This is a genomic window from Shewanella sp. UCD-KL21, assembly GCF_001957135.1.
GTDB lineage: Bacteria > Pseudomonadota > Gammaproteobacteria > Enterobacterales > Shewanellaceae > Shewanella.
Genome location: NZ_MPHK01000026.1, coordinates 41,019 through 52,847 on the forward strand (window position 1 = coordinate 41,019; position 11,829 = coordinate 52,847).

The 11,829-nt window shown below is 42.9% G+C and carries 7 protein-coding genes; 4 read left to right on the top strand and 3 right to left on the bottom strand.

Annotation, left to right across the window (positions count from 1 at the left end):
* Window positions 1-165: 165 nt before the first annotated feature.
* The 3 genes from mazG to rlmD form a co-directional block, all read right to left on the bottom strand.
* Complete coding sequence (mazG, locus tag BM739_RS17905; RefSeq protein ID WP_076543009.1) at window positions 166-1,014, bottom strand: nucleoside triphosphate pyrophosphohydrolase; 849 nt, start codon at window positions 1,012-1,014, stop codon at window positions 166-168.
* A gap of 115 nt (window positions 1,015-1,129) precedes the next feature.
* Window positions 1,130-3,337, bottom strand: a complete 2,208-nt coding sequence (relA, locus tag BM739_RS17910) for a GTP diphosphokinase (RefSeq protein WP_076543010.1) — start codon at window positions 3,335-3,337, stop codon at window positions 1,130-1,132.
* Between the two features lie 215 nt (window positions 3,338-3,552).
* The gene (rlmD, locus tag BM739_RS17915) at window positions 3,553-4,896 is read right to left on the bottom strand and encodes a 23S rRNA (uracil(1939)-C(5))-methyltransferase RlmD (protein ID WP_076543011.1); all 1,344 of its coding nucleotides are present in this window, start codon (window positions 4,894-4,896) and stop codon (window positions 3,553-3,555) included.
* 102 nt (window positions 4,897-4,998) lie between these two features.
* On the opposite strand from rlmD, the gene barA reads away from it, so the two are divergent.
* The 4 genes from barA (at window position 4,999) to recN (ending at window position 11,478) form a co-directional block, all read left to right on the top strand.
* Window positions 4,999-7,830 (top strand): two-component sensor histidine kinase BarA, encoded by a 2,832-nt coding sequence (barA, locus tag BM739_RS17920; RefSeq protein WP_076543012.1) that lies wholly within the window; start codon window positions 4,999-5,001, stop codon window positions 7,828-7,830.
* Window positions 7,820-8,434, top strand: a complete 615-nt coding sequence (locus BM739_RS17925) for a YjaG family protein (protein ID WP_076543013.1) — start codon at window positions 7,820-7,822, stop codon at window positions 8,432-8,434. The genes barA and BM739_RS17925 overlap by 11 nt, the downstream gene beginning before the upstream one ends.
* A 305-nt stretch (window positions 8,435-8,739) precedes the next feature.
* Window positions 8,740-9,705: an AEC family transporter gene (locus BM739_RS17930; protein WP_076543014.1), complete on the top strand. Its 966-nt coding sequence runs from the start codon at window positions 8,740-8,742 to the stop codon at window positions 9,703-9,705.
* Between the two features lie 114 nt (window positions 9,706-9,819).
* Window positions 9,820-11,478, top strand: a complete 1,659-nt coding sequence (gene recN / locus BM739_RS17935) for a DNA repair protein RecN (protein ID WP_076543015.1) — start codon at window positions 9,820-9,822, stop codon at window positions 11,476-11,478.
* Window positions 11,479-11,829: the final 351 nt, after the last annotated feature.

Consider the following 11,829-nt stretch of genomic DNA (forward strand, 5'->3'; position numbering starts at 1 on the left):
AGAAAGCACTAGGACGGGGCGACATTCTACCAAAATAGCGCGCTAACAACAAACAATAAACGCATAAAATTGATATTAAGCCAAAGTTAAATCATGGTCATAATTTAACCCTAATTTTCATAGCGTTGAACTCAATATCATCCTAATGCTTGCCAAGTGCGCACATTAATCTTTATTAAGCTGCTGACTTTTTTCTGCCATTTTAACTTGATCCCAATAGCCATCGAGCTCTTCAAGTGAGTGCTGTTCAAACGCCTTGCCACTTTGTGCAGCATACTGCTCTACCCCTTTAAAGCGACGTTCAAACTTTTGATTAGCGAGCCTTAATGCCTGCTCTGGCTCAACCCCTAAGTGCCTTGCCATATTGGCAACGGCAAATAATAGGTCGCCCATTTCATCAACCACCTTGGGGTAATATTCGTCTTTATTGGCTTCTAAGTGCTGCGCCTCTGCCATGACCTCATCGATTTCTTCATGAACCTTTGCCACCACAGGGGCTAAATCAGCCCAATCAAAGCCCACCTTTGCGACCCGCTTTTGAATTTTTATCGCTCGGTTCAGTGCTGGCATTGCAACTGGAATATCATCCAGTATCGAGTGTTGGCTTTTCGCGAGCCTTTCTTGCTGCTTAATTTCATCCCAAGCAAGTTTGACTTGTTCAGCGCTAGTGCCAGGGTTGTCGCCGCTAAACACATGGGGATGTCTTCTGGTTAATTTATCGCAAATTTTATCCACCACTGTGGCAAAATCGAATAAGCCTTGCTCTTTACCAAGCTGACAGTAAAACACCACCTGAAACAACAAATCACCCAGCTCATCTGGCAGTGAGTCTAAATCAGCTTGCTCGATGGCATCGGCAACCTCGTACGCTTCTTCAAGGGTAAAAGGAACAATAGTCTCGAAGCTTTGCTGTTTATCCCAAGGGCAACCCGTTTCAGGATCCCGCAGCTTTTCCATAATCGTTAATAAAGGCTGCATAATATCGCTAGCTTGCTTAAGGGTATTTGCTGACATGGTCTATTTCTCAATGATATGGCCTCAACAGGCTGATAAGTTAAAATAAAGGTGACAAACCTTTCGATTTATCACCTTATCTTTTGACACTATAGTGCGCCGCTGGGGTTTAACACTATAATCGTCTGGCTTCAGTCACACCTTCAACTTGGCCTAATTTTGATAATATCCGTGACAGGCCATCGAGGTTATAAAGTTCAAGCTCTAGCTCAACGGTAGCGGTTTGGTTTTTTTCATCTGAGGTTGAACTCATTGCCATCACATTGGACTTTTCAGCCGCCAGTACCGTAGTGACATCTCGCAGTAAACCACTGCGGTCATGGGCTATCACCCGCACTTTAATCCGATAACCGCCAGAATAGTTTTCTCCCCACACCACTTCGACACTGCGCTCTGGATGGGCGCGCATTAGCTCTTTAACCTGTGAGCAGTCACTGCGGTGCACTGACACGCCGCGGCCCATGGTGATATAACCAAAAATTTCATCACCGGGCACCGGTTTACAGCAGCTGGCAATATGGCTTAATAAATTACCAACGCCATTTACTTCTACCTGACCTTTGCCTTTACGGGCTGGCTTCGGATTCGAGCGTTTGATGAGTTCTTCGACGATCTCTTGTTCAGTCACTTCAGTTTTACGTAAACTGGTTTCAATGTAATTCACCACTTGGTTTAAGCGTAAATCACCGCCACCAATAGCTGCTAACATGTCATCCATGGAATTCATATTAAAGCGCTCAACCGCAACTTTGGCATCTTTTAAATGAAGTGAAACACGGTTAAGTTCAGCCTCAAGTAATTCTTTCCCTGCCACCATGTTTTTATCACGGTCTTGTTGCTTGAACCAATGCTGAATTTTCGAGCGAGAGCGAGACGACTTGATGTAGCCTAAATTTGGATTTAACCAATCGCGCTTTGGATTAGGATGCTTTGAGGTAATGATTTCAATGCGCTCACCGGTTTCAACTTGATATGTAAAGGGCACAATACGGCCATCGACTTTGGCGCCAATACATTTATGGCCCACATGGGAATGAATGTAGTAAGCAAAATCCAGCACGGTTGAGCCTAATGGTAAATCAACCACTTCGCCATTAGGGGTAAACACATAGACTCTGTCTTCAAATACTTGGCTGCGGACTTCATCAACGAGATTACCGGTTTCAGCAACATCCTCTTGCCACAGCAAAATTTTACGTAGCCAATTAATTTTTTCTTCATAGCCACTTTGCTTGCCACCGGCTGAGCCTTCTTTGTACTTCCAATGGGCTGCGACCCCAAGTTCAGAGTCCTGATGCATAGCTTCAGTACGAATTTGAATCTCTACCGTTTTACCTTCAGGGCCAACAACCACGGTATGAATTGATTGGTAACCATTGGGTTTAGGATTGGCCACATAATCATCAAACTCACGGGGAATATGATGCCAAAGGGTGTGCACAACACCTAATGCGCCATAACAATCTTGTAGGCGTTCAGTGACAATACGCACCGCGCGCACATCAAACAGCTCATCAAACTTAAGGTCTTTGCCTTTCATCTTACGCCAGATGCTATAGATGTGTTTCGGGCGGCCATAGACTTTGGCGCGAATTTGGTCGTCATCAAGCCGCTGTTGCAGCTGGGTTACAAACTTATCGATAAACACTTCTCTGTCGACGCGTTTGCCATCTAACTGTTTGGCAATGTCTTTGTAAACTGCCGGGTGCAGGTAACGAAATGAGATATCTTCTAATTCCCACTTTAATTGCCCAATCCCTAAACGATTGGCAAGCGGCCCGTATATATCGACCACTTCTCTTGCCAATAGTACTCGGGTTTCTTCATCGGCATTTTTAACTTCACGAAGTAGCGCTACCCGCTCAGCAAGCTTAATCACCACTGCGCGCACATCTTCGACCATGGCCAATAACATTTTACGGATATTATCGATTTGCGGCTCGGCTGTACGTGAGTCAGGGCTCACTTTTAAGGCGCCAATGGCCTCCATTGTCACCACGCTTGCCACCAGCTTGCTTAAGCTCGAGCCATATTTGTCTTCAATTGTTTCAATGGATAAAATACCAGCATCATGAGCAATAAATAATAATGAAGCTTGTATGGTCTCAATGTCCATATTCAATGGCGCTAGAATTTCCACCATTTCACGAGCACGCTCAAGTAGGGCGCGGTGCACATCTGGGGATGCCGTTGGCAACATATCTAGATACAGGATCAGATCCCGTAACAATAGGGCTTCTTCGGCGTTATCGATATAACGCATAACCCATTCGTCGATATTAAAATCGGCTAGATTAAAATGTGCTTCTCGAACTGAGACCATAATTAACTTCCTTATTGGTACTGACTTTTACGCGTACAAATAACTGAATCTGTATTGATGTGTTATTTACTCTAATGCTTTCATCTTGAGCATTCAGTTATTTATGTCAAATTAATATTAATCAATTTAAAAAATGTCATCTTCAAACAGTATTTCTGTTTGAGTTGGCAGCAAAAACAGTTGATTTAAGTGGTTTGCTACGCCAGCGCAGCAAGTTATTTAATTTCAAACAATGCCATCGCTTCGATATGATGTGTTTGTGGAAACATATCCAACATAGTTAGTTTTTTAAGCTGATAGCCTTGTTCAATTAATACTTGGCTGTCTCTGGCTAAACTTGCTGGATTACATGACACATACACCACTTTTTTAGGCTTCATTTTAGATAACCACTGCAAACTTTCATACGCCCCCGCTCTGGCAGGATCGAGCAACAGTTTATCAATTTTGCCCAGCCAAGAGGCTTGAGATAAATCCGCACTTAAATCAGCGTGAAAAAAACTCAGATTCGTTAACTTGTTATCAGCAGCATTTTGTTTTGCTTGCGTAACCATTTCAGGTACACCTTCTACCCCGATAACATCAGCGGCTTGGGTGGCAAGGGGCAAACTGAAATTACCGACTCCGCAAAATAAATCCAGAATTCGTTCATCTTGTTGTGGATCTAGCCACTCAATGGCTTGTGCGACCATACGCTGGTTAATATCAGCATTGACCTGCACAAAATTACCCGGGCTAAATCGACATTCGACTTGGCCGTTGGCTAACAAATATTTGGGTAATTCAATATCATCGTCACTGACTAGCGAACGCAATTCGCCGTCGTTATCTTGCACTAACAGCTGTATTTGATGTTCCAAAGCAAACGCTTTCAGGCGCTGCTCATCACCGGCTTTCAATGCTTTGGTGATTCTAAGTACAGCAAATAAGCCATTTTCAGCTTCAGTGAGCTCAAGGTGACCGAGCGTCATTTTAGCTTGTAACTGATTAAGCACGTTTGAGAAGGGTTCAATCAATGCCGACAATGCTACAGCCAATACATCGCACTGCTTAATATCAACGATATTATTGCTATTGGCAGCTCGAAAGCCTAATTGTAAATGTTTCGTCTTTTTATCAAACAAAGTGGCTAGGCGCGCTCTGCGGCGATAATGCCATTGCTCACCTGTAACTGATGCTGTCATCACCGAGCTATCAATTTCTACCGCCAATTTGCTCATTAAATTACTCAGCGCTGCTTGCTTATGCTCACGCTGAGCTGCAATGTCCATATGTTGTAAATCGCAGCCACCGCATTGCTGATAATGAGGACACTGCGCCGCCACTCTTTTAGCCGTTGGCGTTTGAATATTAAGCAGTTTTGCTTTGGCGTACTTTTTCTTTTGTTCCGTTAATTGCGCGGTTACCGTCTCACCGGGCAGAGCCCCAGGAATAAATACCACTTTACCGTCATGTTGAGCAATACCTGCACCGAGATGATCAAGTTGTGATACCGTTAAAGTCAACTTGGCCGACAGTTGTTTGGTTTTGTTTGGTTTTGCTTTAAAAAATTGTGCCATTTTGGCCTCAGGTATTGAATAAATGACTAGTCAAGACGGCTCTGTTTCTGGCAGTCTAGTCCTCATCATAGATAAAAAGTCTTTAGGAATAATGTCTTCACGATGAAAAATGCTAACAACATGACCAAATACAGTCTTCGCTCTTGGGTACTGGTACTTGCGTTAGCGCCAACGGTCATGGTGGGTATTCTACTTGGAAGTTACTTCACCATAAACCGTTTTTATGAACTCGAAGAGACCTTAATCAATCAAGGTAGAAGTATTGTCGAGCCTTTGGCCATTGCCAGCGAGTTCGGACTGGTCACTGAAGACAGAGAAGCCAGCAAACGTTTACTGGCGGCATCGCAATTAAACAACTCAGCCCTTATTCACTCAATTGCTATTTTTGATGTTGATAATCAACTATTTGTGACATCTCACTACCATAAAGATTTTGAAAGTATGCGCTACAAAGAAGCGCTCAATTCGTTGATTGCCACTCAGTATGAAACTATAGATGACACCCTAGTGATCCGGGTGCCAATTATGTCTTACACCGGCGTCAATCAACAATCTAACCCGCAAGTGGTGACCATTTCACCCGCCAGCGGCCCAAGAAAAATTATCACCAATGCTGAAGGGCAACAAATATTGGGGTATATCTCAATATTACTCAATAAAGAAAATGCCCTACTTGAGCAACATCGCGCCGCTATTGCCGCATTTGTCATTGTACTAATTGGGGTGCAGCTGAATCTGTTTTTCACCTTCCGTTTGGTTAAACATGTTAACTACCCCATTACTGAAATGGTAAGAGTTGTGGCAAAAATTCGTGAAGGTAAGTTAGACACCCGTCTTGATGGGCAATTAATCGGCGAGCTCGACCTACTTAAGCGCGGCATTAATGCCATGGCCAGTTCATTGTCAGAATATCACGATGAAATGCAGCAAAACATTGACCAAGCGACCTCTGACTTACGGGAAACCCTCGAACAAATTGAAATCCAAAACGTCGAGCTTGATTTAGCCAAAAAGCGCGCCCTTGAAGCCAGCCGCATTAAATCCGAGTTTTTGGCTAATATGTCCCATGAATTAAGAACCCCATTAAACGGTGTGATTGGATTTTCTCGGCAGTTAATTAAAACGCCGCTGCACTCAAGTCAGTTAGATTACATAAAAACCATTGAACGAAGCGCCAGTAACTTACTGGGGATCATTAATGACATTCTGGATTTCTCCAAATTAGAAGCCGGTAAAATGGTCTTAGAGAAAATGCCATTCGCGCTGCGGGAAACCATTTCTGAAACTGTCAGCATTGTGGCCGGCAGCGCCCAAGAAAAAGACATCGAACTGATTATTGATATTGACGATAACGTGCCTGAAAGTGTTAGTGGTGATGCGATGCGGGTTGCACAAATCATGACTAATCTATTGGGCAATGCGATTAAGTTTACCGATCAAGGTAGCGTTATTTTGAAAATTCATCTTGTGGGCCAAAAAGATGAAAATATCACCCTGCGCTGTGAAGTAATTGATACCGGTATTGGTATTGACGAAAGTCAGCAAGAATATCTGTTCCAAGCCTTTGGCCAAGCAGACTCGTCTATCTCACGCCGCTTTGGTGGTACCGGTTTAGGCTTAGTGATCACCAAACGTTTGATTAACCAAATGGGCGGCCAAATTGGCTTTACCTCAATTCCAAATCAAGGCTCAACATTTTGGTTCATGCTGCCATTGGAGTTAAGTCAATTCCATATTGGTGAAGTGCTGCATTTGGACTCTTTACGTAATAAAACCCTGTTGTTATTTGAATCAAGAGAACTAAGCCGCGATATGCTCAATCGCCGCTTTGAAGCATGGGGATTACATTTAACCACCGTTGGCCAAATAAGCCATTTAGAGTCGACACTTTCGTCAAGTAAAGTGCATTACGATTACATCCTGCTTAATTGCCATGGCTTTAGTGATCAAGATCAGTTATTAAGCTGTTTAAGCATGGCGCGGGAAAAGACCTCATGTTTAGTCTTGCTTCATGATTGCATCGAGCAGCAAAAAATATTAAACCAAGCATTAAGGCCTAATAGCGATATTTTACTCAGCACGCCAGTGAGTGACTACGAGCTGGCTAACCACTTAATTCATCCACCCACTCAAACAGCGCTATTAACCGAGTCACTACCCGCAACTGTGTATGAGCGCAAGAATTTAAGCGTACTTGCTGTTGATGACAACCTTGCTAACTTAAAGCTAATCGATACCCTGCTGAAAGAGTTGGTGGTTAATGTCATCTCGGTCAATAACGGTGATGAAGCCGTGAGCTATGCTCAAAAACAAGCCTTCGATGTTATCTTTATGGACATTCAAATGCCCGGCACTGATGGGGTTACAGCAACCAAACTTATCCGCCAAGACTCACTTAACCGCAACACGCCTATTATTGCGGTAACAGCCCACGCCATCGCTGAAGAGCGAGAATTAATTTTAGGCAGCGGCATGGACGGTTACCTGCCAAAACCCATTGATGAAGCGGCATTAAAAGGGGTGATTGATCGCTGGATAAATAAACCTAAATTTACCCACTTTGATATGCATACCCTTAATTGGGATCTGTGCTTAGCACAAACCAATCAAAAACCGGATTTAGCATTAGAGATGCTGCAAATGTTAGTGGACTCGCTGCCTGAAAGTGTCAGCAACATAGAAACGGCATTAAAAAGCAGCAATAGTTCGCTTATGCTGCAAACCGTGCATAAACTTCATGGCGCGAGTTGTTATTGTGGGGTGCCCAACACCCAAAAACTTTGCCAAGAATTAGAGTCTGCGTTAAAGCACAAAACCAACATCGAAGACTTAGAGCCTGAAATACTTGAGTTACTTGACGAGCTAACTAAGGTAGAATCAGCAGCAAATCAAGTGATATCACAGTTATCAGCGGATGTTCCCTATGAGCAATAAACCCGGTTTTTTTAAGCGTTTAAAAGCGCTGTCATTACCTCAAAAGCAACTTTTTGCGACAGCGCTATGTCAGCGCATGCTGCCCAATTATGCCCTTTTCTCAGAAGTGTGTGAGTTTGGTGAGCCTAAAGTATTAAGCACAGTATTGGATTTACTTTGGCAATCTCAATACGATAAAAAGCTTAAGTTTAATTACGATATTCACTTACAGCGTTTAGATGAAAATACCCCTGAGCCTGCAGATTTTGAAGCCTACGGTGTTTATCCTGCAATGGATGCGGCTGTAGCGTTATCGACTTTACTCGGTGGCATACAGGCTAAAATCGAAGAAGATATTACCAACGTCAGTAAATTATCATCAAGTACAGTGGCCAATTATATTGAGGCCATTAGCATTGAAGAACTCGAAGATGTCATGAATGAAGATGTTGTAGAAGAGTTCGTATTTAACCACCCTGTGATGCAAGAAGAAAAGCACTTACAAGGAATGTTATTAGATGTGATTGAAGAAACAACAAAAATCACACCTGAATTCATTAAGGAATTACGCAAAGAAATCATTGATGCTGGCGTGTCTAATATCGGCATCAGTCTGCAGCAATAGCACTCTTTAAGTATCAATAGTATTCTTTAATAAGGGCCTGTCATCATGCCCTTATTAAAGATACCGCTTACAGATAGCTTTATACTCTAATGCCAACCTGATGGGCAAGATTTACATCCTCCTTGTCGTATCAGATCTATGCAGTTTTTCTTATCTTCGTTTAATTTAACAGCTTAACTTATTTGAATACCTTGGTTTCATCTCATACCTTACCTTTATCTAATATCTTATTGGCGCCATTAAAGTAAGATACCCAGCGCCCACGTTATTGATATGTCATTCAAGGCCCTAAAAAGGAATCAAGCTTGCCAAGTATCCTAACCCCACTTATCGCAGTCTTTGGCATTATGGTTATTGGCTTTAGTGTCCAAAAACTTAAATTACTCCCCCAAGATAGTGACTCGGCGCTAAATAAATACGTCTACTATATCGCCTTCCCTGCTATTTTATTTATTGCACTGGCCGAAACTGACATTAACAATATTCTGCAATGGGGATTTATATTCGCCTTTGGCCTCGCTATGGCGGGCACATATTGTATTACAGTACTTATCTCAACCCTTACAGACAATAAACAGCCCGCGCTAGCTGCAATTAGAGGCCTAAACACCAGTTTTGGTAATACCGCCTTTATTGGAATTCCTTTAATGATGAGCTTGTATCCAGATAACAATCAAGCCATTGCCGCCGCAGCCATTGCCAGTCTACTGTCCATTATCATGTTCGCATTTGCACTGGTGAGCATGGAACTTGCGGTAAATAAAACCCAACAACGTCATCCTATTATGATTATGCTAAACGCATTAATCACCAACCCCATCGTTATTGGTTGCGCACTCGGGGTATTGGTATCAGCGCTCAAAATAAGCCTGCCTGACAGTCTCAGCATGATGTTTCGGTTAATCGGCAACACCTCTAGCCCCTGCGCCTTATTTGCCATTGGCATGGTGTTAGCTAAAGCCATGCATCGCGGCGCAAAAGCTGGGCCTAAAAAGCATAATATCGCCCTTGAAATGACCTTACTCAATAGCCTTAAGCTGATTATTCAACCGTTGTTAGCCTATTTTTTATTAAGCTATTTTAAGGTGGAGTCTGAACTAGTTTTTATGGGCGTCATTCTGGCAGCACTGCCGACAGCAGCTAGTGTTTACTTACTGGCACAGCGTTACCAAATCTACGCCTTATCAAGTGCCAAGTGTATATTAATCAGCACTGCAGCCACCTTTATTAGTTTGCCCATTATTGAAAAAATCTTAAGCGCCTTGGTTTAATCCTCGTATAAAAAATCAGCACCATTTTGTTACACAGTACTTTACTGTATATAAAAACAGTGTAGACTGTATGCAGATACAGTGGTTTGATGGTTATTCACACAAGGATTGATTATGCTGTGCCAATTAAGCATTAATAATTTCGCAATTGTACGTTTTCTTGAACTCGATTTTAAAGCCGGCATGACCAGCATTACTGGCGAGACGGGTGCGGGGAAATCCATTGCAATTGATGCCCTAGGCTTATGCCTTGGTAATCGCTCAGATGCCAATAGCGTAAGACCTGGCGCCACCAAAGCCGAAGTGAGTGCCCGCTTTAGCTTAGATGACGTGCCATTTGCTAAGCGCTGGCTAGAGGATAATGACCTTGATGTCGAAGACGAATGTATCTTAAGAAGAACCATTAATGCTGATGGCCGCTCACGTGCCTATATAAATGGCAATCCAGTTCCGTTAGCCCAGCTTAAATCTCTAGGGCAATTATTTGTCGGCATTCACGGTCAACACGCGCATCATGCGATGTTAAAAAGCGAACATCAACTTACCCTTCTTGATAGCTACGCCAACCATAAATTATTGCTTGATGGGGTTAGTAAAAGCTACCAACGCTGTAAGTTAATCGAAAATGAACTGAAACAATTACAACACAATCAACAAGAGCGCATCGCCAGAAAACAGCTAGTGCAATATCAAGTTGAAGAGCTTGATGAGTTTGATCTTAAAGCCGGTGAATTTATTGAGATTGAGCAAGAGCATAAACGCCTTGCTAACGGCACAGAGTTAATTGAAACCTGCCAATCCAGCCTGCAATTACTGTGTGATGACGACGAAGCAAATATTGAATCCTTACTTAACCGAGTCGTGGGCTTAGCTGAAAACCTAACTGAGTTTGACCCACAGCTAAGTAATATTGCTCAAATGCTCAATGAAGCGTTAATTCAAGTGCAGGAAAGCAGCAGCGAAGTTCAGGACTATTTAAGCCGAATAGAACTCGATCCTGAACACTTTGCTTACCTTGAGCAGCGCATTTCAAAGGCGATGCAATTATCAAGAAAACACCATGTGAGCTCTGAGCAACTGTTTGAGCATCACCAAGCTTTAAAAGCTGAACTTAACGAGCTTAATAACGATGCCACAAGGCTTGATGAAATTCAGCTGCAAGTAGATGAAAGCAAAAAAGCTTACGTAGTTAGCGCCCAAAAACTCAGCCATAGCCGTAACCGCTATGCTAAAGAGCTTAATAAGTTAGTCACCCAATCGATTCAAGAGTTAAATATGCCCAAAGGCAAATTCTGCATTGAGGTAAATTTTAACCCAGAACTACAATCAGTTTCTGGTTGTGATCAAGTTGAATTCTTGGTCACCACCAACCCTGGTCAACCAATGCAGCCCATTGCCAAAGTGGCTTCTGGTGGCGAATTGTCACGTATTGGGCTTGGTATTCAGGTTATTACCGCCAAAAAGGTATCAACCCCAACCTTGATATTTGATGAAGTGGATGTGGGAATCTCAGGGCCAACGGCAGCGGTTGTTGGGCGTATGCTTCGCAGCTTAGGTCAATCAACTCAGGTGCTCTGTGTGACGCATTTACCGCAAGTTGCAGGAAATGGACATCAACATATGTTGGTGAACAAGTTCACTAAGGCTGGCGGCACTGAGACGAACATGAAGTCATTAGATAAACAACAGCGAGTCAATGAGCTAGCAAGACTGCTGGCGGGTGATGTGATAACTGAAAATACCTTAGCGAATGCCAGAGAGCTATTGCAATAATCTTGCAGCTTTAAGCAGCATCCATTAAAAATCATCCATTAATAATCGCCCATTAAAATGTATGGTCCGCCTCGTTATTGCAAATGATATTTTCGATAACGAGGTTGGTTTGCGCTAATGTATTCGGAGTCTTCATTAGGTGCTTACCACCCGCTCCACGATGAGTTCCGCGCTAGATTGTCCTCAAAAAGCCAAAAGCATACTGCGTTGCTGTTTTTATTGTCAGGTCTTCAATCTAGTGGTCTGACCGTTCTGTCATCTTCTCTATCATCTGCAAACTCGGGTTAAACTCTAATTTCAAATGCTCGCTTGGTCGATAACACCGACCACGCTATTCGTACCAATTTATTC

What these genes read in the sequence shown, in the direction of transcription:
- mazG (WP_076543009.1), bottom strand. Translation starts at nt 1,014, where the DNA reads ATGTCAGCAAATACCCTTAAGCAAGCTAGCGATATTATGCAGCCTTTA.
- relA (WP_076543010.1), bottom strand. Translation starts at nt 3,337, where the DNA reads ATGGTCTCAGTTCGAGAAGCACATTTTAATCTAGCCGATTTTAATATC.
- rlmD (WP_076543011.1), bottom strand. Translation starts at nt 4,896, where the DNA reads ATGGCACAATTTTTTAAAGCAAAACCAAACAAAACCAAACAACTGTCG.
- barA (WP_076543012.1), top strand. Translation starts at nt 4,999, where the DNA reads ATGAAAAATGCTAACAACATGACCAAATACAGTCTTCGCTCTTGGGTA.
- BM739_RS17925 (WP_076543013.1), top strand. Translation starts at nt 7,820, where the DNA reads ATGAGCAATAAACCCGGTTTTTTTAAGCGTTTAAAAGCGCTGTCATTA.
- recN (WP_076543015.1), top strand. Translation starts at nt 9,820, where the DNA reads ATGCTGTGCCAATTAAGCATTAATAATTTCGCAATTGTACGTTTTCTT.